Origin of the sequence: Paraburkholderia caribensis (assembly GCF_002902945.1) — a bacterium.
GTDB classification, from domain to species: domain Bacteria; phylum Pseudomonadota; class Gammaproteobacteria; order Burkholderiales; family Burkholderiaceae; genus Paraburkholderia; species Paraburkholderia caribensis.
In genome coordinates this window covers 1,796,303-1,820,062 of record NZ_CP026101.1, presented here as the reverse complement: position 1 = coordinate 1,820,062, position 23,760 = coordinate 1,796,303, and the positions used below count along the sequence as shown (strand labels likewise).

The following is a 23,760-nucleotide window of genomic DNA, read 5'->3' as shown; positions in this document are numbered from 1 at the left end:
CCGCTTAAACTTCTGCCGCGCGCGCCTGTTCGATGTGCGCGGCGAACGTGACAGGATCGGTATTCGTCCCGCATAGCAGCACGCCGACGCGCTTGCCTTGCAGTTGCTCGCGCAACGGGCCGAGCAGGGCGGCCGTGGCGGCGGCGCACGCAGGTTCGACGGCCAGCTTCAGTTGCATGAACAGGGTGAGCATGGCGGCGCGCAAGGCGTCGTCGGTGACGGTGACGAGACGGTCGACATGCCGGCGGCACAGCTCGTAGCTGTATTGCTCGGTGTGCGGCGCCATCAGCGAATCGGCGATCGAATGCATGTGGGTCATCTTGACGGTGTGATTCGCGGCGAAGCTGCGGTTCATCACGTCCGCGCCTTCCGGCTCGACGCCGTACACATGCACACGCGGATTGGCGAGGCGCAGCGCCGTCGAAATGCCCGCCGCAAGCCCGCCGCCGCCGATCGGCACGATCACGGCATCGAGATCGGGTGTCTGCGTCGCCCATTCGTAGCCGAGCGTCGCGGTGCCGAGCACCGTGCGGTAACCGTTGAACGGATGCACGAAATAACGGCCTTCCTCGGCCTCGATGCGCCGCACGATCTCGAACGCTTCTTCCACGTTGTCGGCCATCACGACTTCCGCGCGATATTGCCGGCACAGCGCGATGCGTGCCGGATTCGCCGCGTGCATCACGACGACTTTCGCGCTGATGCCCATACGCATGGCGGCATAGGCGACGGCCACGGCATGATTGCCGCCCGACACGCAGGTCACGCCGGAACTGCGCTGCGCTTCGTCGAGTGCGAGCAGGTTCGAGAACGCGCCGCGCGCCTTGAAGCTGCCGCCCGCCTGCAGCAGCTCGAACTTGAAGTTGACGAGCGTGCCTTCGAGCGTCGGAAAATCCATCCGGTCGAACACAGGCGTTCGCACGACCCACGGCGTTAGCGCGAAGTGCTGCGAGGCGATGTCGTCGAGCGTCGGGATCGGCTCACCGTCGATCGTACGGTCAGTGTGCTGCGGCGTGGCGGTGGACATGGCGTGCGTCGTCTTGTGGGTGAGGTCCGCGTTTTATGCCTTGTTCCTGTTTGTGCTTGTTGTTATGTGCTGCTCGAGTTATTGCGCGTGCGCATCGACCGACATGCTGTGAATGAACTTGCCGAGAAACCGTTCGCACTGCGCCAGTTGATCGAGCGTGACGAATTCGTTTGCCTTGTGCGCCTGGACGATGTCGCCGGGCCCGCACACGATGCTCGGAATGCCCGCCAGCGAGAACAGGCCCGCTTCCGTGCCGTACGCGACCTTGCGCTTGTCCTGATCGCCGGTGAGCGCGCGCACGAGTTGCGTGATGGCCGCCTGCTCCGTCGAGTCGAGGCCGGGCGCCGCGGCGATTTTCGTAAACTCGATCGCGGCCGCTTCGTGCTCGCGCTTCATCTTCGGCAACAGCGTTTCACGCGCGTACTGGTCGATGCGCGCGAAGATCGGCTCGGGATCGAGTGTGGGCAGATTGCGGAACTCGAACTCGAAGCTGCACTCGGCGGGTACGGTGTTGATCGCGTTGCCGCCCTTGATCGTGCTGGTCTGCGCCGTCGTGAACGGCACGTCGTAAAGCTGGTCGAACGGGCCTTGCTCGCGGAACTGATCGGCCATGTCGCGGATGTAGCAGATCAGGCGCGCCGCGTATTCGATTGCGTTCAGGCCTTTGGGCGTGAGCGACGAATGCGCCGCGAAGCCGCGCACGCAGCACTGGTAAGCGTTGATGCCCTTGTGCGCAATGATGGGGCGCATGCTGGTCGGCTCGCCGACGATGCAGCCGTCCGGTTTGACGCCGCGCTTCATCAGGTCGGCGATCATCAGCGGCGCGCCGACGCATCCCACTTCTTCATCGAATGAAAACGCCAGATGGATCGGCTTGGCGAGCCTCGTCTGCTGCATCTGCGGCACGAGCGTGAGCGCCGCGCCGATAAAGCCTTTCATGTCGCAGGTGCCGCGGCCGTAGAGCTTGTCGCCGCGCACTTCGGGCTTGAACGGATCGCTGTCCCATTTCTGGCCGTCGACAGGCACCACGTCCGTGTGCCCCGATAGCACGATCCCGCCATTGGTCTCGCCGTCATGCGCCGGAATCGTCGCGAACAGGTTGGCCCATTTGCCGCTTTCGTCGTGCGTCAGGGTGGCGTCGACACCGCGTTCGCGCAGCGCGTCGCGCACCGTTTCTATCAGGCCGAGGTTCGGATTGCGGCTGACCGTGTCCATCGACACGAGGCGCGTGACCCAGGGGAGCGAAGCGGGGGAAGAAGACTCGGCGGAAGCAGCGGAAGAAGACGACGTTTGGGCGGACAGCGCTTTGTCAGCGACCTGTGACATGACTTGAGCTCCAGCTTGGGTGTGTTTTGATGATACCCAAAAACCGCTTAATTAGCCAAAGCTCATAAAGCGCGGTCGCTTGCCGGACGGGGCTTTGCGCGACGCAGCAATTGATGGCGCGCGTTGAAAACGTTCCCGGGTGATGGGTCAGGCGCGTTGCTCGTCGGGCGCGAGCAGGCTGAGCAACGCGCTTTCGTACACGCGATAGACGGGCGCGATGCTGGCGAGTTCGATGCGCTCGTTCGCCGCGTGGATGCCTTCGCATTGCACGCCAAAGCCGCACAATGCAGGCACGCCGAGCGACGCGAGGTAGTTGCCGATGTTCGACGGTCCCGCGACGGCCAGCGGCAGGTCGGCGCCAAGTTCGCGGCGTGCTGCGCGATGCAGCGCGCGCGTCATGGGATGCGAATCGGGCACGCGGTAGGCGGGCCAGCCCGCGATCCATTCGATCGACGTCGCAAGCGATGGATCGTGTTGCGCGTCCCGATCCCGAACGATGTCTTCGATCGCACGTCGCGCTTCAGAAGCATCGAAACCCGGCGTGAGGCGGCAATCGACGGTGAGTTCGCAACGATCCGGCACGCTGGTGAATGTGCCGTCGCCTGCGCGGATACCGGTGACGGTCAATTGCGCGGGGCGATCGAACGCTCGGTCCACGGGCAGCGTGGCCTCGTTCAAGGCAGCGGCCAGGTGGGCGCCGCGTATCGCCGCATTGAGTCCGCGCGTGTGGCTCGCGCCGGAATGCGCGGCGACGCCGTGCACGACGAGCTTCGCGCGAACGAACCCGCGCGCGCCGACGACGATACGGTCGATGCCCGGATAGCCGATGAACACACCATCGGGCTTCACCGCATCCGGCACGTCGAAGAACGCGCGGGCGCCGCCGAAACGGCCCGTATGCTCGTCGAGATCGAACAGCACGCCGAGCGTGCCCGCGAGCGTATTAATGCGCTTCGCGAACGCGGCGGCGAGATGCGCGAAGATCGCGACGGCCGCCTTGCTGTCCGCGCTGCCGCGTCCGTGGAGCCAGCCGTTTTCGACCCGTGCGGCGAGCGGCGGACAGGTCCACGTCGATTCGTCGCCGAAGCTCGCGGTGTCCAGCGTCGCGTTCAGCAGGTAATGCGGGCCTGGGGCCGCGCCGCGTATTGCCGCATGAAGCGCGAGCGGTTGTCCGTCGGCGGAAGCGAGCCGGCGCGTGTCTATGTCATGCGCGCCGAGCCACGCTTCGATACATTCGAGCACGGGTGCGCGCGCATCGATGCCGCCGCGGCTCGGCACGCGCACGAGCGCCGTCAGCAGTTCGACGATCGATGCCGTGTCGACAGCGCCCGTCATCTGGCGGGCTTATGAAGCGACGCGCCGGTCCGCCGCGCCTTTGGTCGGTGCGCCGAGCGCACGCAGCGTTTCCTTGACGGTCGCGACGCGCACGGTGAAATCGGGACTACGGCTCTCGATGCGCAGCTTGTCCTGACCCGCGAGCTTGATGTGCTTGTGCTTCTGCACCATCTCGATGATCCGCATCGCGTCGATGGGCGGATTCGGAATGAACTGCAGGCCGATCACTGCTTCGCCCGCGTCGATCTTCGAGATGCCGAGCGGCTTCGCGGCGAGGCGCAAGCGGTGCGTTTCGACCAGCGCATGCGCCTGCGGCGGCATCTTGCCAAAGCGGTCGATCAGCTCTTCCTGAATGCCGTCGATGGAATCGTTGTGCTCGCAGTTCGCCAGCCGCTTGTACAGCGACAAACGCTCCTGCACGTCGCCGCAATAGTCGGCGGGCAGGATGGCGGGCGTGTGCAGATTGATCTCCGTCGTGGCCGCCAGCGGTGCCGTGAGGTCCGGCTCCTTGCCGTTCTTCAGCGCCTTGACGGCGTCGTTGAGCATGTCCGTATAGAGCTGGAAGCCGATCTCGTGAATCTCGCCCGACTGCTTGTCGCCGAGCACTTCGCCCGTGCCGCGAATTTCGAGGTCGTGCATCGCGAGATAGAAGCCCGCGCCGAGTTCTTCCATCTGCTGAATCGCTTCGAGACGCCGTTGTGCCTGCTTCGTCAACCCTTGCGGATCGTGCACCAGCAGATACGAATACGCCTGGTGATGCGAGCGGCCAACGCGGCCACGCAGCTGATGCAGCTGCGCGAGACCGAATTTGTCCGCGCGGTGAATCAGGATCGTGTTCGCGCTCGGCACGTCGATGCCCGTTTCGATGATGGTCGTGCATAGCAGCACGTTCGCGCGCTGCGCGACGAAATCGCGCATCACGCGTTCCAGTTCGCGCTCGTGCATCTGTCCGTGCGCCACCGCGATACGCGCTTCGGGCACCAGCGCTTCGAGCATCTGCCGGCGGTTTTCGATCGTCTCGACTTCGTTGTGCAGGAAGTACACCTGGCCGCCGCGCTTCAGTTCGCGCAGCATTGCTTCGCGGATCACGCCGTCTTCCTCGCGGCGCACGAAGGTCTTGATCGCGAGGCGCTTTTGCGGCGCCGTCGCGATCACCGAGAAATCGCGCAAGCCTTCCAACGCCATGCCGAGCGTGCGCGGAATCGGCGTTGCGGTGAGCGTGAGCACGTCGACTTCGGCGCGCAGCGCTTTCAGCGCTTCCTTCTGGCGCACGCCAAACCGGTGTTCCTCGTCGATGATGACCAGCCCCAGCCGCTTGAACTGCACATCCGACGACAGCAGCTTGTGCGTGCCGATCACGATATCGACGCTGCCTTCATTGATCTGCTGGATCGACGCGCTCACTTCCTTCGTGCTCTTGAAGCGCGACAGTTCGGCAATCCGCACGGGCCAGTCGGAGAAGCGGTCGGTGAAGGTCTGCGTGTGCTGCTCGGCGAGCAGTGTGGTGGGCGAGAGCAGCGCTACCTGTTTGCCGCCCATCACCGCAATGAACGCCGCGCGCAACGCGACTTCCGTCTTGCCGAAGCCGACGTCGCCGCACACGAGGCGGTCCATCGGCTTGCCGCTCGTCATGTCGCCGATCACGGCGGCAATGGCGGCCGCCTGGTCGGGGGTTTCCTCGAAGCCGAAGCTCTCGGCGAACTTCACGTAGTCGCGCGGTTCGAGCGCGAACGCATGGCCTTCGCGCGCAGCGCGGCGTGCATAGAGGTTCAGCAGTTCGGCCGCCGTGTCGCGGATCTGCTGCGCGGCCTTGCGCTTGGCCTTTTCCCACTGGCCCGAACCGAGCGCGTGCAGCGGCGCGCTTTCCGGGTCCGCGCCGCTGTAACGCGAGATCACGTGCAACTGCGCGACGGGCACGTACAGTTTGCTGTCGCCCTGGTATTCGAGGTGCAGGAATTCGGTTTCGCCTTCGCCGAGGTCCATCGTCACGAGGCCCATGTAGCGGCCAATACCGTGCTGCGAATGCACGACCGGGTCGCCGACCTTCAGCTCCGACAGATCGCGCACCATCGAATCGACATTGCTCGCCTGTTCCTGGCGGCGGCGTCCCGTGCGTCTTGCGAGCGGGCCGTACAGTTCCGTCTCGGTGAGGATCGCGACGCCTTCGCCCGGAATCGCGAAGCCGTTTGCGAGCGGCGCGACGCCGAGCGCGAAGCGCGCGTCGGAGGTCAGCCAGTCACCGTAGCTGTCGACGGAAGCGGGGCGCAGCGCGTTGTCCGCGAGCAGTTGCGCAATCGTCTCGCGCCGGCCCGCCGATTCCGCCGCGAACAGCACGCGGTTCGGCGTCGTCGCGAGCCACGCGCGCAAGGCGGCGACGGGATCGTCGGCGTGGCGGTCGATCGCGAGATTGGGCAGCGGCACGGCCCAGCCGCCGCCCGCGTTGCCGGGCAACGACAGGCGCGCGAACGGCTTGGCGAACGTGAAGAAATCTTCGTCCGACAGGAACAGGCGCTGCGGCTCCAGGATTGGCCGGTCGCGGTCGTGCGACAGGAAGTTGTAGCGCTGCCTGGTATCGGCGGTGAAGCGCCGGATGGCGGCGTCCAGATCGCCGACGAACGCGAGTTGCGCGCCGTCGGGCAGGTAGTGGAAGAGCGTCGCCGTCTCTTCGAAGAACAGCGGCAGATAGTATTCGATACCCGCCGACGGCACGCCGTTGCCGATGTCCTTGTAGATCGACGCGCGGCTCGGATCGCCTTCGAACACCTCGCGCCAGCGGCTGCGAAAGGCGGTGCGCGCGGCTTCGTCGAACGGAAACTCGCGGCCGGGCAGCAGGCGCACGTCCTTCACGGGGTAGAGGCTGCGCTGCGAATCGGGATCGAACGCGCGGATCGAATCGACCTGGTCGTCGAACAGGTCGATCCGGTACGGCAGCGGCGAGCCCATTGGAAAGAGGTCGATCAGCGAGCCGCGCACACAGTATTCGCCGGGCCGCACGACCTGGCTCACGTGCTCGTAGCCGGCCAGCGTCAGCTGCGCTTTCAGCTTTGCTTCGTCGAGACGCTCGCCCTGCGAGAACGAGAACGTGTAGGCGGCCATGAAGGAGGCGGGCGGCATCCGGTACAGGGCGGTCGTCGCCGGCACGAGCAGGATGTCGCAGCGTGCTTCGCCGAGATCGTGCAGCGTCGCGAGACGCTCGGAGACGAGATCCTGGTGCGGCGAGAACGAGTCGTACGGCAGCGTTTCCCAGTCGGGCAGCAGGCGCACCCGGGCCTCAGGCGCGAAAAACGCGAGTTCCTGCGACAGCCGCTGTGCATCGACGGCGCTCGCGCAGACGACGGCCAGCAGCGGCACCTGCGCCTTGTACGCGAGGTGGTAGCGCGCGATCAGCAGCGCGTCGGACGAGCCGTTCGTGCCGTCGAACACGAAACGCTGGCCGGCCTTGACCAGCGCGACGGGCGTTGAGGAGGAGGACTGCGTGGATGCGGCGATGTCGGGCATAAAAGGGAAACGGCCTTTGGGTGACGCCAATGAACAGCGGTTCAACGATCGACTGCAAACGAATGACGGTAAATGGTGCTGCAACTCATGCTGGGCGGTGCTGCAAGCGGCTGACAACCCCGCCTGCCCGCAACACGGGAATCAATGCAAACGCCCAGCGGGCGCCTCGTGGGCGCGTCGCTGACGGTGCGTGACCGGCAAGTTTACGCGTGCTGGGGCATGCGTGCCGAAGACCTATTATAAAATCCGTCCTTCACTTTCACCTGCAACGCGTCCGTTCCGTGACTTCCCGCCTCTTTGCCCTGATTCCTTGCGCCGGTACCGGCAGCCGTTCGGGCGCGCCGATGCCCAAGCAATATCGAACCGTCGCGGGACGCGACATGCTGTATTACTCGCTCGCCGCGTTCGACGCATGCAGCGAGTTCGCGCAGACGCTCGTCGTGATCGCGCCCGACGACCAGCATTTCGACGCGCGCCGCTTCGCGGGCCTGCGCTTCGCCGTGCGGCGCTGCGGCGGGGCATCGCGGCAGGCTTCCGTGCTCAACGGGCTGCATGCGCTCGCCGAGTTCGGCGCGCGCGACGACGACTGGGTGCTGGTGCACGACGCGGCCCGCCCCGGCATCACGCCTGCGCTGATCCGCGCGCTGGTCGGCACGCTGAAGGACGACGCCGTGGGCGGCATCATGGCGCTGCCCGTCGCGGACACGCTCAAGCGCGTGACGCCCGATACCGACAACCGCATCGATCACACTGAACCGCGTGACGGCCTGTGGCAGGCCCAGACGCCGCAGATGTTCCGCATCGGCATGTTGCGCGAAGCGATTCTGCGCGCTCAAGGCGACGGCCACGATCTCACCGACGAAGCGAGCGCGATCGAATGGTCGGGTCACGCGCCTAAACTGGTTCAAGGCAGCTTGCGCAATTTCAAGGTCACGTACCCGGAAGATTTCGATCTGGCCGAAGCGATACTCGGGCGCGGCACGCCGGGCTGACGGGCGCCTCGCCTGCGTCCTCGGGGCGGGCGCGCGGCCGTCATGGCTTCAGCATCATCACAACGCTTTCACGAAACAACGGAACCCCACGCATATGGATTTGAGAATCGGACAAGGCTACGACGTTCACGCATTGGTGCCGGGACGCCCGCTCATCATCGGCGGCGTGACGATTCCTTACGAGCGCGGGCTGCTCGGCCACTCGGATGCCGACGTGCTGCTTCACGCGATCACCGACGCGCTGTTCGGCGCGGCCGCGCTCGGCGATATCGGCCGTCATTTCCCGGATACGGCAACCGAGTTCAAAGGCGCGAACAGCCGCGTGCTGCTGCGCGAATGCGCGGCGCGCATCGCGAAGGCGGGCTTCACGATTCAGAACGTAGACAGCACGGTGATTGCACAGGCGCCGAAACTCGCGCCGCATATCGACGGGATGCGCGCGAATATCGCCGAAGATCTGAATCTGCCCATCGAGCGCGTCAACGTGAAGGCGAAGACCAACGAAAAGCTCGGCTATCTGGGGCGGGGCGAGGGCATCGAAGCACAAGCGGCCGCGCTGTTGCTGCGCGCCTGAGCGTTGCGGCGTCGTTCTGTGGAGCGGGTCAGATTTGCCTGATCCGCGTATGCGTCTTAGTGTGAATCTGCATCATTTGCCGGTTTCGGACGACAACGTGCATTAAAAAAATCGAAACGCGCGGTCGCGCATTTTTGTCGATATTTGTCCGCTTACAGTGGTCCGCATGAAGTCAAGCGGACGGACAATGACGGCGGTCGACACGCGCGTCAAACATGCGGGGCACGCGAAGGAACATGTGCGCGGGCTCAACGGGCTGAGAGCGCTGGCTGTCGTGCTGGTGTTCCTCTCGCACAAGGCGCACGTCGAAACCGTCGACGTCGGCAAGCTCGGCGTCTGGATCTTCTTTCTCATCAGCGGTTTTCTGATCATCGGAGAACTGGATCGCAATCGCGTGCGTGTCGAAGCGGGCAATGCGCGCCGCGAAGCCGTGATGTGCGTGTTCTTCATGAAGCGCGCATTGCGCATCTTCCCGATCTACTACTTGCTGCTGCTCGCACTGACGATCGCGCATGCGCTGTTCTATCAGCGCGATGTCGATCTCGGTCTCGCGTGGCATTACTTCTTTCTGTCCGACTACTGGATCGGCGTGGTGAAGGACGGCTGGCCGGGGACGGTGTCGCACTTCTGGAGCCTCGCCGTCGAGCAGCAGTTCTATCTGGTCGCGCCATTTCTGCTGGTGCTGACGCCGGCGTCGCGGCATCGGGCAGTGTGCGCGCTCGTCGTGCTGACGGGCGTGGCCGGTCATCTCGCGATGCATGCCGCCGACGCCAGCGAACCGCTGATCTACGCATGCTCGCCGTTGAACTTCGCGCTGCTCGCGCTCGGCGGGCTGTGTGGGGTGTTGGGGCGCGAGCGTGGTCTTGCGCGAGCCGCGGGGCATTGTTCAACAGGCATCATCGGCGCGCTCGGCGTGCTGGTGTTCGCAACGCAGCCGGTGTGGAGCACCTTGGCCTTACCGTTTTCAGCCGCCGGTTCCGCGTGGATCGACATTGGCCTTGCGCTCTCGCTTTGCGCGCTGTTCGCGTGGATCGCAAACAGCCCTGGCAGCATCGTCGTGTCGGCGCTCGAAATCAAACCGCTCGACTATCTCGGCACGATCAGCTACGGCTTCTATCTGTTTCACAACCTCATTCCGTCGAAGCTCGGCTTCGCTCCCGCCTGGTTCGCCGCACCGACGTGGGTTCACACGCTGTGCGCGCTTACGCTGCAATTCGCGCTTGCCGTGCTGCTCGCGCATCTGTCGTGGCATCTGGTCGAGAAGCGGCTGCTCGAACTGAAGAAGCCTTTCGAGGCGGCGATCGCGCGGCGCTTGCCTGCGCGCTGCCTGCACAGCCAGACGCAACCGCGCTGACTTTTGCCCCGGTCAAGCAAAAACGCCACGCACTAAGCGTGGCGTTTTGCTTCAGGCGCGGCGTGCGCGCGGCTTACTTGCCTTACTTGCCTTCGGCCACGATCACTTGAGCGGCTGCATTGACGACCGCCGCGATACGGCCGACGTCGCGCAGTTGCGTCGAGCTCATGCCTTCGTTGATCAGCGTGTCGAAGTGCGATTTCACGCAGAAATGGCACTTGCCGATGATCGACGCGGCGAGCGCATACATTTCGAAGCGGCGCTTGTCGACGCCGCCATGCGACGCGTACGCGTTCATCCGCAAGCCAGCCGGCTGCGACTTCAGATCGGCGTTTTCCGTCATCTCGACGTACGGATACCAGACGTTGTTCATGCCCATCAGCGCAGCGGCCGTCAGCGCGCCATTGACTTCTTCCGGCGACAGCACGCCTGCGTCGCGGATCGCGGCGATGATCTTCGGGCTCTTCGCGGCGAACGCGGCGGCCAGCGCGACGCCGACGGCATCGGTGCCTTGCAGCGACGAGCGCGCAATCGTGCCGTCGAGATTGAGGCGAATGTCTTTGGCGTAATCAGGAATAAGTTCTTTAATCGCTGAGATGAATTCCATTGATATCTCCTATCAAATTGCCGATAAAAAAGCCCGCTGGCCTTTTCAAGCTTAGCGGGCTTTCAGCTGCGAGTCCTTACAGCGTCGCGCCGCCGACTGCGCGGTTGCACGGGCAGAGCTCATCCGTTTGCAGGCCGTCCAGAATGCGCAGGACTTCTTCCGGGTTACGGCCGACGTTCAGGTTGTTCACCGAAACGTGCTGGATCGTGTTGTCCGGATCGACGATGAACGTGGCGCGCAGTGCGACGCCGGCTTCCTTGTCGCGCACGCCGAGCTGGTCGATCAGCTCGCCCTTGACGTCGCCGAACGCGTAGTGGTTCAGCTTGTTCAGGTCCTTGTGTTCACGGCGCCATGCGAGCTTGACGAATTCGTTGTCGACGCTGCCGCCCAGCAGGACGGCGTCGCGCTCTTCGAAGTCCTTGGCCAGCTTGCCGAACTCGACGATTTCCGTCGGGCAGACGAACGTGAAGTCCTTCGGGTAGAAATAGATGATCTTCCACTTGCCCGGGAACGACGATTCCGTGATTTCCTCGAACGCCGATACGCCGTTTTCTTCGTGGTTGTTGAAACCCGGCTTCGCAGCCGTCACGGTAAAGGCTTCGACTTTATCGCCCACAGTTTTCATGCGCTGACTCCTTGAGAATTGGCAAATGAGATTCAAAACAACCCGCTCAAACTACCTGCTGGCTGTAACGAACACGTTACACGCTTGAGACTATAACTCTATTAATCAATCGCATCAATAGTTTTTTTCTAAATAGGTAGATAGATTTTCTCAAATATGGCGATAGAGCAGTCTGGAATTAGGTTGTCTCGCACGAAATTCGGGAAAATATTGCACAAGAATGCAGCAATCTGAAACGGAAGCCGGTAATTCCGGCCGGCTTCCTGTCCGCTTCAGACGCTCTTGGCGAGCGGGAACTCGATCGTCACTTCGAGCCCCGGCAATGGCGTGCGGTTGCGTAGCCTCAGCGCGCCCCGATAGCGTCCGACGAGCCGCTGCACGATCGCCATGCCGAGCCCCGTGCCGTTGGCCTGCGTGCGCGCCGAGTTCACGCGGTAGAAGGGGCGGGTGACGAGCGCCAACTGGTCTTCGGGAATGCCTGGACCTTCGTCGACCACCGACAACTCGACCCGCGAATGCGACACCCGCGTCTCAAGAATCACATGCGGGATGCCATCGGACTCGGACAGCCCGTACTTGCGCGCATTCTCGATCAGATTGCCCACGACTCTTCGGATATCCGTCTCGTCCGCCTCGATCACGGCAGATGGCGCCAGCCGCGTCACCAGCCGCATGCCATCTTCGCTCGACATGCGCGCAGCCAGTTCCCCTGCGATCACGGAAAGGTCGACGGGTTCCGGCATCCGCTGCACGGGGCGCGCGTAATCCAGGAAGCGGCCAATGATCATGTCCATCTGCTCGATGTCGTCGATCATCGCGTCCTTGGTCGCCTGGTCGGACGGGCTCATTTCCGTTTCCAGACGCAGACGCGCAAGCGGCGTGCGCAGGTCGTGCGAGATGCCCGCCAGCATCAGCGCGCGGTCCGCTTCAAGTTGCTCCAGGTCCTGCACCATCTGGTTGAAGCTTCGGTTGGTTTCGGCCGCCACGCCCATGCCGCGTTCGGGCAGCTTCTCCGGCGCCTGGCCCGAGCCGACCTTGCGTGCCGCCATCGCGAGCCGCGCGAATGGCCGGTTCACGAGACTGGTAATGAACGCCGCGCCGAACAGCGACAGCGCGAGCGCGAAAATACCCCAGCCGGCCCATTGCAGGCCCGTCACGCTATCGAGCTGATCGCGATCGAGCGCCACCCAGTAATCGTCGTCGTCGATCTTGAAACTGATCCAGACGCCGGGAATGTCGTTCACCGACTGCGCGATGATCGTGTCGTCGCCGAGGCGCCCGCGAATGTCATGCTCGATCAGGCGGTTGAGCGATTCGTCGGGCTGGAGCTTGTACTTGTCGGTGGTTTCGCGCGGATACACGCGCACGCCTTCATTGCTTTCCAGATCCTGCAGCAGTGCGCGCCGCAGGTCGGGATCGGAATAGAGGAGTGCGGTGCGCGTGAGCTTGACGATTGCGACGAGCTGCAGCGCGACGCGTTGTGCGCGCGGCTCGCGCTCGATCACGCGGAAGCTCTGGAACCAGGCGGCGAGGCTGACCGCGATCAACAGCGCGATCAGCAGGAACGTTCGCCAGAACAGGCCGCCGAACGCGAGCGTCAGGAGGCGCCGGTCGATCCGCATGCGGCCTTCTTATGGCAGAAGAGAGACAACTGGAACGGCAAATTCAGGCTGCGCCGTCGGGGATGAACACGTATCCGAGACCCCAGACCGTCTGGATGAAGCGCGGGCTGCCCGGGTCCGGCTCGATCAGCTTGCGCAGACGCGAAATCTGCACGTCCAGGCTGCGGTCGAACACTTCGTATTCACGGCCCCGCGCGAGTTCCATCAGCTTTTCGCGCGACAGGGGCTGGCGCGGATGACGCGCGAACACCTTGAGCACCGAGAACTCGCCCGTGGTCAGCGGGATTTCCTGGCCGGCCTTGGTGAGCGTGCGCGTTGCGAGGTTCAGCGCGAACTCGCCGAACTCGAAGACTTCCGATGTCTCCGACGGCGCGCCTGGCAATTCAGATGGCGACTGTCGGCGCAGTACCGCGTGAATGCGCGCGACCAGTTCGCGCGGATTGAACGGCTTGGGCAAGTAGTCGTCAGCGCCCATTTCGAGCCCGACGATGCGATCGACATCCTCACCCTTGGCGGTGAGCATGATGATCGGCGTGCGATCGTTGCTGCCGCGCAGACGCCGGCAGATGGAAAGGCCGTCTTCGCCCGGCAGCATCAGGTCGAGCACCAGAAGGTCGAAACGTTCGCGCACCCACAGCTTGTTCATCGAGGGCGCGTTCTCGGCAACGTAGACGTTGAAGCCCTGCTCGCCGAGGTAGCGGCGCAACAGATCGCGCAGACGCGGGTCGTCATCGACGACGAGGATTTTCGAAGGGTTTTTGGTTTCCATGGTCGGCATCTTAGCGCGATTAGAGAGAGGTGCACGTTTGCACCAATTATCACGTAACAGTCAGTTACAAAATTTACCCGGCCTGTGGCACGACGTAAAGCCTTGGCGCTTACACTCCTTTACTGTTTGCGCCAGTTCGGTAGATACTTCACTCGAATAAAGCTCTCGCACCCGGTTTCAAGCCGGAGTCAATACACGTATCTGAGGTTGCCGGTTGCCGCGCCACGAAGGGAAAAAGATGAAGGGAGGGGTCTGGCCGAACATGCGCCTGAGCGTGATCGCTGTAGCTGTTGCGATCGTGTTCGCGAGCGCGTTGAGCCCGGTTCCTGCCCATGCCGATTCCTCGACGGAACGCAACACCGACACACGCCCGCCACCGCGCCCGCATACCCGCTCGGGCCGCCAGCCGCACAATCCCGACGCGGATCGTCCCGCATCCGACACGATCATGCGCGCTACTGCCGTGCCGCCCGATCTGGATCAACGTCGGCGCGACGGGCACATGACGCCTGAAGAACGGCGTTTGCTACGACAGCATATCGAAGATGCCGTTCGCGAGCTGTACAAGCGCTGACGCCTGATTTTCATGCACCGTCACCGACGGGCGACGCTTCGGCGCGACGGCCGCGTGTTTGCCGTTCGTGTCGAATAAGGTCATTCATCCAGTGAGGCATCGATGAAGCGGCGCGAGTTTCTGACGATGGCGGCGGCAGCAAGTGCGTCGCTATCCATGCCACGCGTCTTCGCCGCGCCACACACGAGCAGCGGCATATCGACGCAACTGGATGCAGGCGCAACGGGCCGCGCGCCGGGCAAGCTGATTGTTCTGATCGAACTGAAAGGCGGAAACGATGGTCTGAACACCGTCATTCCTTTCGCCGATTCCACTTACTACGCGTTGCGTGAGCACATCGCGATACCGCGCGAGCGCGTGCTGCCGCTGGACGAGCGTGTCGCGCTGCATCCCGCGATGCGCGCGCTGCTGCCATTCTGGCGCGATGGAGAAGTGGCCGTCGTGCAGGGTGTCGGTTGCGCGCAGGATCATGCATCGCATTTCCGTTCGACGGAGATCTGGGACACGGCATCATCGGCCGATGTGTATCGACACGACGGCTGGCTGACGCGTGCAATCGGGCAATGGCCCGCGAGCCAGCGAGCGGTGGCGGCGGCCTCGTTCGGCAGTGCGGAGCCGGGGCCGTTCGCGGGCTGCGCAGCGCGCGTCGAGGCGGATGACGCCTGGGCGCGTGTCGATGATCCCGACGCCGCGCCGCACGCCGGTTGGCTCGACGCGGATCGAGGCGAGAGCGATCGCGTTTCCAGCGTCGCGCAAGCACTCCGGGTGAGCGCGCCGACGCTTCGGGATTCGATCGATGCCGCGCTGCGCACGGTCGTCGACCGGTTTGCGCCGCATATGTGCGGCGCGATCCGGCTAACGCTCGATGGTTTCGACACGCACAGCAATCAGCCGGCGCAGCACGCGGCTTTGCTCCGGCAACTCGCCGAAGGCTGCGCGACCCTTCGCGCGGAACTGACGCGACGCGGCAGGTGGCGTGACACGCTCGTCGTGACGTACTCGGAGTTCGGCCGCTCCGCGCGCGAAAACGTTCATCGCGGCACGGGGCATGGCGGCGGCGCCGCACATTTCGTGCTGGGTGGTCAGGTGCGTGGAGGTGTGTACGGACGCGCGGCCGATCTGGCGCGGCTCGATACGGACGGCAATCTACCCGTCGACATCGACTTCAGACAGATCTACGCGACCGTACTCGGCCCGTTCCTGAAACTGGATGCAAACGCGGTCCTTCAGGACGACGTCCCGCCGCTGCCGTTGCTGCGCGCCTGAACGTCAGTGCTTGCGCGCCGCTCGCCATGCAACCCACAGCTTGCGGATCGGCGTGAGCGCGATACGTTGATGAAGCACGCGGTAGCCGTCGCGCTCGATCTCGTCAAGCAACGCCAGCGCCAGTGCAGCCAACGCGCGCAGCGTGCGCTGCGAGTGACGCTCGCCGACGGGTAGCGCATCGAGCGCCTTGCGGATCGAGTCGCGGGCACGCGCTGTCTGGAAACGCATCAATTCGGTGAACGCGTCCGTGTACTTGCGGTTGATCAGATCCGCCGCCGTCACGTTATAGCGCTGCATTTCGTCGATGGGAATATAGATACGGCCATGCCGCGCGTCGTTACCGAGTTCGACGACGATCTGCGCGAGCATCAAGGCCTCGCCGAGCGGTGCGGCCCAGACTTGAGCCTGCGACGGATCGCGCGCCGTCGCGCGCGCAACGACGCACGCGAAGTTGCCGCCGACCCCGGCCATATAGCGGCGCAGGTTCGGATAGTCGAGATAGCGCGCCTGATCGAGGTCCATTTCGAAGCCCGCGATCAACGCCTGCAACGCGGGATATTCCGCCTGCACATCGGGCAGATGTGCAGCGAGCGCCTGCGACACGGGGTGCGTCGGTTCGCCCGCTGCGAGCGCGGCCGCTTCTTTTTGCCACCACGCGAGCTTCGTGCGTCCGATCGTCGGATCGGTCGTTTCCTTCACGGTTTCTTCGAACTCGCGACGCAGCGCGAACAGCGCAGTCAGCAAAGGCTGCCGGGCGACGGGCGCCTGGCGCAGTGCGTAGTAGGTGCTCGAGCCGGGAGGCGCTGCTTTCTGCAGGCAGTATTCGTCGAAATTCACGGGAATTGGCTTGTGGGGAGGCAGTCGCGCACGGCTGTGCACGAGGGACCGAAAATTGTAGCATCGACCGTATTCGACAGATGCAGACAAGCGCAGATCAATCGGTTAGAATCTCGCGCTTACGCTTTTGGCGGTGTCGCGATCGGACGTGTTTTTCAGGCGCGTTCGTTCGTGGAGATGGCGGGTCTGAGCCCACAGGTTCGGATTTGTCCACGCGAACGACATGGCGATGACATCGCGACGTCCATCGCCAGTGAGACATCGGGTGCTGCACCTCACGCATCGCCCGGCTGCGAGGATGGCGAAATTGGTAGACGCACCAGGTTTAGGTCCTGACGCCCGCAAGGGTGTAGGGGTTCGAGTCCCCTTCCTCGCACCACTTTTTTCTCATTGATTGACACAGAACCCCGCCTGTTTTCGACGCGCGGGGTTTTTTGTTTTTGCATCCCGACGCGACGATCGCGCAGACTCGCGGCCAATCAATCGACCCGCACAAAAAACCCCGCACGAAGGCGGGGCTGGCTCATCACATCGAAGATTCGCGGCTACTCTTAGTGGCAGCGCTTTTCCCAGTGATGATGCACCTTCACCTTATGGCACTCGTGATGGTGGTCGTATGCGAATGCCGAGGACATGCTCACAAAACCTGCGGCCGCAGCGACCAGTGCCAGAACAACCTTCTTCATTTTCGATCCTTAAAATCAGAGAGATAGAGCGAAGCGCGATCGTAGCAAGTCCGGTTTACGATCCGCTTGGACTCAGTCGTTCTCTATGTCTTGTACGCTGCCTATCGCGACGCACGACATCGACCCTCTGGTTGCACGCACAACCAGATTCTCCTGTTCTGCGATCAGCGATCATTTAGCTCGTCAACGCGTAAGAAGAGGGGCGTGCAAATGGCACCAACCGATGTTCGACCACCCTCAGACATCGACGCGCAATGCATGCTGCGCGTGACACTTGCAGGCACGTACCGCGTGTTCGCGATGCCCGGCTGGACCAAGCTGATCTACAACCACATCACCGTGCGCGTGCCCGGCACGCACAGCCATTTCCTGATCAACCCGTTCGGCCTGCACTACACCGAAGTGACGGCGTCGCATCTGGTGAAGGTCTATGTAGACGGGAATGTGCTCGATGGTTCGCCGCATCGTGTGAACCCGGCGGGCTTTGTCATGCACGCCGCGATTCATCGCGCGATGCCCGACGCGCATTGCGTGATGCACGATCCGTTGTATCGCGACTAGAAAGGCGAACGCCGCCCTGCGAGACGCATAGGCGGGCCGACTTGTGAATGAGTGTTTAAGGAATTCGGCAACGACGGGTTCACCGGCGCCAGGCAAGCGCCGATGAACGTTCGCCCCGGACTTCGTCTGACCTGACTACGCTGCGTTGCGCGCGATCGCGGTTTCGATCACCTTGTCGAGTGCTTCGCTGAGCGCGACTTTCTCGCGGTCGTCGAGGCAATCGAACAGATCAGTGTTCCACTTGCGTGCGATGGGCATCACTTTGCGATAGAGCGCACGGCCTTCCGCGGTCAACGATACGAGCACCACGCGGCCGTCGTCCGCGCTCGCTTCGCGTTGCACGAGGCCTTGTCTGATCAACGCTTCGGCTGCGCGGCTCGCCTGACTTTTGTCGAGGTTCGCGTGGCGCGCGAGGTCCATGATCGAGAATGGTCCGAACGATCCAACCGATGCAATCACGCGCGCCTCGGGTAGCGTCACGTCCAGCTTGGCCATATACCGTTCGCTGATGCCCCGCTCGGAAAGTTTATTCAGCACGTGCAGACGATACGTCAGAAACTGTTCGAGTCCGGCTTTATCGGAGGCCTTCATGGTCTTCCCGTTGTGAGTGGATGCAGTCCGGTGATGTGATTGTTGCTGCATCCGCTCGCGCGGTCAACGCGGGCCAAACCTGAGTCGCGTCATCTGTTCGGCTTCGTTCGCAAGCAAGGTCGCTGCGTCGCGAATCGCGACTTCTAGCGTGATCGGGCCGGGGGCCGGCGAGAAGCATCCGCTGAAATGCTCGGCGAGTTTTGGCAGCGCCGACGGGTCGACAGCGCCCGACAGCAACGTGGCGGGCACGCCCGCGGCGCGCGCGTGCCGGCAGGCGATGAAGGGCGCCTTGCCGTGCAGCGTTTGCACGTCGGAGCGGCCTTCGCCCGTGATGAGCCAGTTGGCGCCTTCGAGTGCCGCGTCGAGTCCGATCTGTCGCGCGACCACTTCCGCGCCCGGCTCGAATTCGGCGCCCAGCATATGCAATGCGAACCCGAGTCCGCCCGCCGCGCCCGCACCCGGCTGGTTGCGCGCGACGCGATTCATGGCCGGCTCGACGAGGTCGGCGAAGCGGGTGAGGGCGGCGTCGATGGCCGCGACCTGCTCCGGCTTTACGCCTTTTTGCGGGCCGAAGACTGCCGTTGCGCCGTGATCGCCCGTCAACGGGTTGTCGACATCCGACATGCCGACGAACGTTGCCTCTTGCAGACGGGCATCGAGTCCCGATGCGTCGACGCGCGCCAGTTGAGCAAGCTGCTCGGGCGTCGCGTCGAGTTCATGCCCTTGCGCATCGAGTAGCTTGAGGCCGAGACCGACGAGCAAACCCGCGCCGCCGTCGTTCGTGCTGCTGCCGCCGAGCGCGACGAAGAAGCGCCGCACACCCGCGTCCAGCAGCGAGCGGATGGCTTCGCCCATGCCGCGCGTGCTGCGCTTTTCCACGGGAACGCCCATGCCGACAGGGTCCGTGATGCCCACGACCTCCGCGGTTTCGATGATCGCGCTGCCGTCGGCGAGAAGCCCTGTTGCGCCTTCACGCGCAGGTCCCGCCGCGCCCTGCACTGTGAGCGTGCGCCGTTCGCCACCGCTGGTGAGCATGGCGTCGAGTGTGCCTTCGCCGCCGTCGGCCATTGCGCAGACACGGATCGTCGCGTCGGGCCGCGCGCGCAGAATGCCCGTCGCGATGGATTGCGCGACCTGCTCCGCGGAGAGCGAACCTTTGAACGAGTCAGGAGCGATGACGACAATGGGCGCGGACGGCGTATTCGGCATGGTGTCTCTGATGATTTGCTTTGAGTAGGCATCGCTGTGCTCGCCGCGATGCGATGAAGCGCCCGGAACGCCTATGCGCGCGGCAGCGGCGTATCAGGATGTGGTGAAGCTTATCAGCATGCGGCGCGCGACTGAATATACCGGAAGGTATAGGCAGAATTGACTTTGATTCACAGCTGGCGCGGACCGTGGTGGATTGCGAGCGGCTTTGGAATCGCCCGAAAGGCGGCCGGAATCGGGCTTCGCAAGCCACAAAAGATCGCGAAACAGCGAATCCGGCTAGGCGCGCAAATAGTTTGCTAAAATATTTGGCTCTCTGACCCAAACTGTGCCGCCGGCGGCCTCACAGCCCGCGGCGAGAGGCACGCGATCGATGTCACACGTGACTGAGCGAAGCGTAGCGGCGACCCGCGCAACAGCGAATGCAACGCGCAGTGTCGAACGCACGACGCAAAGCGGACATCGACAGGCGGCGCACACAAGATAACTGATTCGCTCGAATAATTTTAGGACGATTGAAGCCATGGCTAACGTTGTTGAAAACCTCGGCAAGCTCGAACGCCGCGTGACGATTTCCTTGCCGAAAGACACGGTGCAGAAGGAAGTGGATGCGCGCATCCGTCAACTCGCGAAAAACGTGCGCATGCCGGGTTTCCGCCCGGGCAAAGTGCCGCTCAAGATGGTGACGCAGCAGTACGCGGGTCAGGTCGAAGCCGAAGTGCTGAGCGACAAGGTTGGCAAGGAATTCTTCGACATCAGCCGCGCGGAAAACCTGCGCGTCGCTGGCCAGCCGAGCTTCAGCCCGAAGACGGATGCAACGGAAGGCGCATACGCATTCGACGCGACCTTCGAGGTTTACCCGGAAGTGAAGCTGGGCGACGTCGCGACGGCTGAAATCGAACGCACCAAGACCACCATCAGCGACGCCGAAATCGACCGCACGCTGGACATCCTGCGCAAGCAGCGCGTGCACTACCACGCTCGCGGCGAAGCCGGCGAGCACGGCGACGGCGGCGCGGACACGGCTGCGAAGGACGGCGACCGCGTCACGGTCGACTTCATCGGCAAGATCGACGGTGAAGCGTTCCAGGGCGGCAGCGCGGACGACTTCGCGTTTGTCCTGGGTGAAGGCCGCATGCTGCCGGAATTCGAAAAGGCCGCGCTTGGCCTGAAGGTCGGCGAGTCGAAGGAATTCGACCTTGCGTTCCCCGAGGACTATCACGGCAAGGAAGTCGCCGGCAAGACCGCGCAGTTCACCATCACGATGAAGAAGATCGAATGGCCGCATCTGCCCGAAATCGACGGCGAGTTCGCGAAGTCGCTTGGCATCGAAGACGGCGACCTGACGAAGATGCGCGCCGAGATTCGTGACAACCTCGAGCGCGAAGCGAAGCGCCGCACGCAGGCTGTCGTGAAGAACCAGGTGATGGACGCGCTGCTCAAGATCTCCGAACTCGACGTGCCGAAGGCGCTGATCGAGCAGGATCAGGAACGTCTCGTCGAAATGGCGCGTCAGGATCTGACGCAACGCGGCGTGCCGAACGCGAAGGACGCACCCATCCCCGCAGAAATGTTCGCCGAGCAGGCAGAGCGCCGCGTCAAGCTGGGCCTCGTGCTGGCCGAGCTGGTCAAGGCCAACGAGCTGCAGGCCAAGCCGGAACAGATCCGCGCGGAAGTCGACGAATTCGCGAAGAGCTACGAAGACCCGAAGGAAGTCGTCCGCTGGTATTATTCGAACCAGCAGCGCCTTGCCGAGATGGAAGCGTATGTCGTTGAGTCCAACGTCGTCGATTTCGTGCTGAGCAAGGCGAAGGTGACGGACAAGGAAGTGAGCTTCGAAGAGCTGGCAAGCGCAACGGCGCAAGCGTAATAGCATCGCTGTAACGGCGTGCTGGCTGTCCGAGCGACGGCCCGCACGCCGTTTTTACATATGAGCGCAGCCGATTATGCTAAAAGAACGCTTGTCGGCCGCTTTGGCTCTTGAAGAAACGCGCGGCCGCACCTACTTGTCCTGAACCATTATCAGAACATTTCCTGACAAGGATCCATTGCATGACCTTTCGCGCTCAAATGCTGGACACGTTGACCTCGCAGTCGTCGCGGGATCGGGATCTCGAAGCGCAAGCGCTCGGCCTCGTGCCGATCGTCGTCGAAACGAGCGGCCGTGGTGAACGTTCGTATGACATCTATTCGCGCCTGCTGAAGGAGCGCGTGGTGTTCCTGGTCGGCGAAGTGAACGATCAGACTGCGAACCTCGTGATTGCACAGTTGCTGTTCCTGGAAAGCGAAAATCCGGACAAGGACATCAGCTTCTACATCAACAGCCCGGGCGGTTCGGTGTCGGCGGGGATGGCGATCTACGACACAATGCAGTTCATCAAGCCGGATGTCTCGACGCTATGCATGGGCCTCGCGGCCAGCATGGGGGCGTTCCTGCTGGCGGCGGGCGCGAAGGGCAAGCGTTTTGCGCTGCCGAACGCTCGCGTGATGATTCACCAGCCGCTGGGCGGCGCGCGCGGCCAGGCATCGGACATCGAAATTCAGGCACGCGAAATCCTGTACCTGAAGGAACGCCTGAACCAGTTGCTGTCGCACCACACTGGGCAACCGGTTGAGCGCATCCAGCGCGACACGGACCGCGACAACTTCATGTCGGGCGACGATGCACAGGCTTACGGCCTCGTCGACCAGGTGTTGCACAAGCGTCCGTAAACAATCGTTGAAACATGGCTGATCCGGAGCGCTTTTTCTCCAAATTGGGGGAAGAGCGCCGGCGCGAAACCTTGTGAAATAATAAGACCCGTCTGAACGCCTGCGGCAAACGCCGTCACAGCTTTTGCGCGTCCGTCCCGCCCCGAACTGAACGAGGCGGGCAAACGGCGTATCATGTCATTCGAGTGTCCGGAGGCTCACACATCTATGGCGGACAAAAAAGGTTCTAACAGCGAAAAGCTGTTGTATTGCTCGTTCTGCGGCAAGAGCCAGCACGAAGTTAAAAAACTGATTGCTGGCCCGTCGGTATTCATCTGCGATGAATGTATCGACCTGTGCAACGAAATCATTCGCGACGAAGCAGCGGGCGCGGGTCTGGAAACGGGCCTGTCCAAGTCCGACCTGCCGAGTCCTCAGGAAATCCGTGACATTCTCGATCAATACGTGATCGGGCAAGAACGCGCGAAGAAAATTCTCGCGGTCGCGGTCTACAACCACTACAAGCGCCTGAAGCATCTCGACAAGAAGGACGACGTCGAATTGTCGAAGAGCAACATCCTGCTGATCGGGCCGACCGGCTCCGGCAAGACGCTGCTCGCGCAGACCCTTGCACGCCTGCTGAACGTGCCGTTCGTGATCGCCGACGCGACCACGCTGACGGAAGCCGGCTATGTCGGCGAAGATGTCGAAAACATCATTCAGAAGCTGCTGCAAAACTGCAATTACGAAGTCGACAAGGCGCAGCGTGGCATTGTCTATATCGACGAAATCGACAAGATCAGCCGCAAGTCGGACAACCCGTCGATTACCCGTGACGTATCGGGTGAAGGCGTGCAGCAGGCGCTGCTGAAGCTGGTCGAAGGTACGATGGCGTCGGTGCCGCCGCAAGGCGGGCGTAAGCATCCGAACCAGGATTTCATCCAGGTCGACACCACCAACATCCTGTTTATCTGCGGCGGCGCATTCGACGGCCTCGAAAAAGTGATCGTCGACCGTACGGAAAAAACGGGGATCGGTTTCGGTGCGAGCGTCAAGAGCAAGCAGGATCGTGATGCCGGCGAAGTGCTGCGCGAAGTCGAGCCGGAAGATCTCATCAAATTCGGCCTGATTCCAGAACTGATCGGACGTCTGCCCGTCGTGGCGACGCTCGGCAAGCTGGACGAAGCCGCGCTGATGAAGATTCTGGTCGAACCCAAGAACGCGCTCATCAAGCAGTATCACAAGCTGTTCAATATGGAACGCGTCGAGCTGGAGATCCGTCCCGCCGCCCTGCAGGCCGTCGCCCGCAAGGCGATCCGCCGCAAGACGGGCGCACGTGGCTTGCGTTCGATCCTCGAACAGGCGTTGCTCGACGTCATGTACGAACTGCCGGCCATGAAGGGCGTCAGCAAAGTCATTATTGACGACAATGTTATTGATGGTGACGGAAAGCCGCTACTGATCTACGAAGACGCGCCGAAGGTGGCGGGTTCGAATTGATCGGCTTCCCGATTTTTGAAAAAAAGCCGTTCATGGCAACGTGAACGGCTTTTTTCGTTTATCGTGTCGTCAGGATGGACTGTTTTTCTGGAGTCACTGAACTTTTCCCACACGCG

20 protein-coding genes, 1 tRNA gene and 1 pseudogene are annotated in these 23,760 nt (G+C 62.9%); 10 read left to right on the top strand and 12 right to left on the bottom strand.

Annotation, left to right across the window (positions count from 1 at the left end; translation table 11 throughout):
* Nucleotides 1-4: 4 nt before the first annotated feature.
* The 4 genes from C2L66_RS08075 to mfd form a co-directional block, all read right to left on the bottom strand.
* Nucleotides 5-1,027: a threonine/serine dehydratase gene (locus tag C2L66_RS08075; RefSeq protein WP_054930445.1), complete on the bottom strand. Its 1,023-nt coding sequence runs from the start codon at nt 1,025-1,027 to the stop codon at nt 5-7.
* A 78-nt stretch (nt 1,028-1,105) separates the two neighbouring features.
* The gene (gene argE, locus C2L66_RS08070) at nt 1,106-2,353 is read right to left on the bottom strand and encodes an acetylornithine deacetylase (protein WP_060600786.1); all 1,248 of its coding nucleotides are present in this window, start codon (nt 2,351-2,353) and stop codon (nt 1,106-1,108) included.
* Between the two features lie 147 nt (nt 2,354-2,500).
* Complete coding sequence (locus C2L66_RS08065) at nt 2,501-3,688, bottom strand: M20 family metallopeptidase (RefSeq protein ID WP_060600789.1); 1,188 nt, start codon at nt 3,686-3,688, stop codon at nt 2,501-2,503.
* A gap of 9 nt (nt 3,689-3,697) precedes the next feature.
* A complete protein-coding gene (gene mfd, locus C2L66_RS08060; protein ID WP_060600791.1) occupies nt 3,698-7,186 on the bottom strand; it encodes a transcription-repair coupling factor in 3,489 nt (1,162 codons plus the stop codon).
* Nucleotides 7,187-7,467: 281 nt separating this feature from the next.
* On the opposite strand from mfd, the gene ispD reads away from it, so the two are divergent.
* The 3 genes from ispD to C2L66_RS08045 all read left to right on the top strand — a co-directional run bounded on the left by ispD (nt 7,468) and on the right by C2L66_RS08045 (nt 10,106).
* On the top strand, nt 7,468-8,178 hold the full coding sequence (gene ispD, locus C2L66_RS08055) for a 2-C-methyl-D-erythritol 4-phosphate cytidylyltransferase (RefSeq protein WP_054930449.1): 711 nt from the start codon (nt 7,468-7,470) through the stop codon (nt 8,176-8,178).
* 94 nt (nt 8,179-8,272) lie between these two features.
* The gene (ispF, locus tag C2L66_RS08050; RefSeq protein WP_036005177.1) at nt 8,273-8,752 is read left to right on the top strand and encodes a 2-C-methyl-D-erythritol 2,4-cyclodiphosphate synthase; all 480 of its coding nucleotides are present in this window, start codon (nt 8,273-8,275) and stop codon (nt 8,750-8,752) included.
* A 187-nt stretch (nt 8,753-8,939) separates the two neighbouring features.
* A complete protein-coding gene (locus tag C2L66_RS08045; RefSeq protein ID WP_233444941.1) occupies nt 8,940-10,106 on the top strand; it encodes an acyltransferase family protein in 1,167 nt (388 codons plus the stop codon).
* 82 nt (nt 10,107-10,188) lie between these two features.
* Here C2L66_RS08045 and C2L66_RS08040 read toward each other — a convergent pair whose 3' ends face one another.
* The 4 genes from C2L66_RS08040 to ompR form a co-directional block, all read right to left on the bottom strand.
* Entirely contained in the window at nt 10,189-10,713 is a 525-nt protein-coding gene (locus tag C2L66_RS08040; RefSeq protein WP_054930452.1) for a carboxymuconolactone decarboxylase family protein, read from the bottom strand.
* A gap of 76 nt (nt 10,714-10,789) precedes the next feature.
* A complete protein-coding gene (locus C2L66_RS08035; RefSeq protein ID WP_007585877.1) occupies nt 10,790-11,338 on the bottom strand; it encodes a peroxiredoxin in 549 nt (182 codons plus the stop codon).
* A 272-nt stretch (nt 11,339-11,610) separates the two neighbouring features.
* Nucleotides 11,611-12,960 (bottom strand): ATP-binding protein, encoded by a 1,350-nt coding sequence (locus C2L66_RS08030; protein WP_007585878.1) that lies wholly within the window; start codon nt 12,958-12,960, stop codon nt 11,611-11,613.
* Between the two features lie 43 nt (nt 12,961-13,003).
* Nucleotides 13,004-13,738 (bottom strand): osmolarity response regulator transcription factor OmpR, encoded by a 735-nt coding sequence (gene ompR, locus C2L66_RS08025; RefSeq protein WP_007585880.1) that lies wholly within the window; start codon nt 13,736-13,738, stop codon nt 13,004-13,006.
* Nucleotides 13,739-13,967: 229 nt separating this feature from the next.
* Between ompR and C2L66_RS08020 the strand changes: the two genes are divergently transcribed.
* Nucleotides 13,968-14,303: a hypothetical protein gene (locus C2L66_RS08020; RefSeq protein WP_054930465.1), complete on the top strand. Its 336-nt coding sequence runs from the start codon at nt 13,968-13,970 to the stop codon at nt 14,301-14,303.
* A gap of 102 nt (nt 14,304-14,405) precedes the next feature.
* Nucleotides 14,406-15,569 carry a DUF1501 domain-containing protein gene (locus C2L66_RS08015; RefSeq protein ID WP_060600797.1) on the top strand — a complete coding sequence of 388 codons (1,164 nt, stop codon included), beginning with the start codon at nt 14,406-14,408 and terminating at the stop codon, nt 15,567-15,569.
* Nucleotides 15,570-15,572: 3 nt separating this feature from the next.
* On the opposite strand, the gene C2L66_RS08010 is transcribed toward C2L66_RS08015, so the two are convergent.
* On the bottom strand, nt 15,573-16,406 hold the full coding sequence (locus C2L66_RS08010; protein ID WP_054930454.1) for a squalene/phytoene synthase family protein: 834 nt from the start codon (nt 16,404-16,406) through the stop codon (nt 15,573-15,575).
* Between the two features lie 292 nt (nt 16,407-16,698).
* Here C2L66_RS08010 and C2L66_RS08005 point away from each other — a divergent pair.
* Nucleotides 16,699-16,785, top strand: a tRNA-Leu gene (locus C2L66_RS08005).
* Nucleotides 16,786-16,957: 172 nt separating this feature from the next.
* Here the strand turns inward: C2L66_RS08005 and C2L66_RS42135 are convergent.
* The gene (locus tag C2L66_RS42135; protein WP_257722135.1) at nt 16,958-17,092 is read right to left on the bottom strand and encodes a hypothetical protein; all 135 of its coding nucleotides are present in this window, start codon (nt 17,090-17,092) and stop codon (nt 16,958-16,960) included.
* Nucleotides 17,093-17,302: 210 nt separating this feature from the next.
* Between C2L66_RS42135 and C2L66_RS08000 the strand changes: the two are divergent.
* Nucleotides 17,303-17,632: pseudogene (locus C2L66_RS08000) on the top strand (class II aldolase/adducin family protein); the annotation flags it as partial.
* Nucleotides 17,633-17,788: 156 nt separating this feature from the next.
* On the opposite strand, the gene C2L66_RS07995 reads toward C2L66_RS08000, so the two are convergent.
* Nucleotides 17,789-18,244, bottom strand: coding sequence for a MarR family winged helix-turn-helix transcriptional regulator (locus C2L66_RS07995; protein ID WP_007585886.1), 456 nt, complete (start codon nt 18,242-18,244; stop codon nt 17,789-17,791).
* Between the two features lie 63 nt (nt 18,245-18,307).
* Nucleotides 18,308-19,453, bottom strand: coding sequence for a glycerate kinase (locus C2L66_RS07990; protein WP_060600800.1), 1,146 nt, complete (start codon nt 19,451-19,453; stop codon nt 18,308-18,310).
* A gap of 523 nt (nt 19,454-19,976) precedes the next feature.
* Here C2L66_RS07990 and tig point away from each other — a divergent pair.
* From tig to clpX, 3 genes are all read left to right on the top strand, one after another.
* Nucleotides 19,977-21,323 (top strand): trigger factor, encoded by a 1,347-nt coding sequence (tig, locus tag C2L66_RS07985; RefSeq protein WP_054930456.1) that lies wholly within the window; start codon nt 19,977-19,979, stop codon nt 21,321-21,323.
* Nucleotides 21,324-21,505: 182 nt separating this feature from the next.
* Entirely contained in the window at nt 21,506-22,165 is a 660-nt protein-coding gene (gene clpP / locus C2L66_RS07980; RefSeq protein WP_007585897.1) for an ATP-dependent Clp endopeptidase proteolytic subunit ClpP, read from the top strand.
* A gap of 207 nt (nt 22,166-22,372) precedes the next feature.
* On the top strand, nt 22,373-23,644 hold the full coding sequence (gene clpX / locus C2L66_RS07975; protein WP_036005206.1) for an ATP-dependent Clp protease ATP-binding subunit ClpX: 1,272 nt from the start codon (nt 22,373-22,375) through the stop codon (nt 23,642-23,644).
* Nucleotides 23,645-23,760 lie beyond the last annotated feature (116 nt).

What these genes read in the sequence shown, in the direction of transcription:
- C2L66_RS08075 (WP_054930445.1), bottom strand. Translation starts at nt 1,027, where the DNA reads ATGTCCACCGCCACGCCGCAGCACACTGACCGTACGATCGACGGTGAG.
- argE (WP_060600786.1), bottom strand. Translation starts at nt 2,353, where the DNA reads ATGTCACAGGTCGCTGACAAAGCGCTGTCCGCCCAAACGTCGTCTTCT.
- C2L66_RS08065 (WP_060600789.1), bottom strand. Translation starts at nt 3,688, where the DNA reads ATGACGGGCGCTGTCGACACGGCATCGATCGTCGAACTGCTGACGGCG.
- mfd (WP_060600791.1), bottom strand. Translation starts at nt 7,186, where the DNA reads ATGCCCGACATCGCCGCATCCACGCAGTCCTCCTCCTCAACGCCCGTC.
- ispF (WP_036005177.1), top strand. Translation starts at nt 8,273, where the DNA reads ATGGATTTGAGAATCGGACAAGGCTACGACGTTCACGCATTGGTGCCG.
- C2L66_RS08045 (WP_233444941.1), top strand. Translation starts at nt 8,940, where the DNA reads ATGACGGCGGTCGACACGCGCGTCAAACATGCGGGGCACGCGAAGGAA.
- C2L66_RS08040 (WP_054930452.1), bottom strand. Translation starts at nt 10,713, where the DNA reads ATGGAATTCATCTCAGCGATTAAAGAACTTATTCCTGATTACGCCAAA.
- C2L66_RS08035 (WP_007585877.1), bottom strand. Translation starts at nt 11,338, where the DNA reads ATGAAAACTGTGGGCGATAAAGTCGAAGCCTTTACCGTGACGGCTGCG.
- C2L66_RS08030 (WP_007585878.1), bottom strand. Translation starts at nt 12,960, where the DNA reads ATGCGGATCGACCGGCGCCTCCTGACGCTCGCGTTCGGCGGCCTGTTC.
- ompR (WP_007585880.1), bottom strand. Translation starts at nt 13,738, where the DNA reads ATGCCGACCATGGAAACCAAAAACCCTTCGAAAATCCTCGTCGTCGAT.
- C2L66_RS08020 (WP_054930465.1), top strand. Translation starts at nt 13,968, where the DNA reads ATGAAGGGAGGGGTCTGGCCGAACATGCGCCTGAGCGTGATCGCTGTA.
- C2L66_RS08015 (WP_060600797.1), top strand. Translation starts at nt 14,406, where the DNA reads ATGAAGCGGCGCGAGTTTCTGACGATGGCGGCGGCAGCAAGTGCGTCG.
- C2L66_RS42135 (WP_257722135.1), bottom strand. Translation starts at nt 17,092, where the DNA reads ATGAAGAAGGTTGTTCTGGCACTGGTCGCTGCGGCCGCAGGTTTTGTG.
- C2L66_RS07995 (WP_007585886.1), bottom strand. Translation starts at nt 18,244, where the DNA reads ATGAAGGCCTCCGATAAAGCCGGACTCGAACAGTTTCTGACGTATCGT.
- C2L66_RS07990 (WP_060600800.1), bottom strand. Translation starts at nt 19,453, where the DNA reads ATGCCGAATACGCCGTCCGCGCCCATTGTCGTCATCGCTCCTGACTCG.
- tig (WP_054930456.1), top strand. Translation starts at nt 19,977, where the DNA reads ATGGCTAACGTTGTTGAAAACCTCGGCAAGCTCGAACGCCGCGTGACG.
- clpP (WP_007585897.1), top strand. Translation starts at nt 21,506, where the DNA reads ATGACCTTTCGCGCTCAAATGCTGGACACGTTGACCTCGCAGTCGTCG.
- clpX (WP_036005206.1), top strand. Translation starts at nt 22,373, where the DNA reads ATGGCGGACAAAAAAGGTTCTAACAGCGAAAAGCTGTTGTATTGCTCG.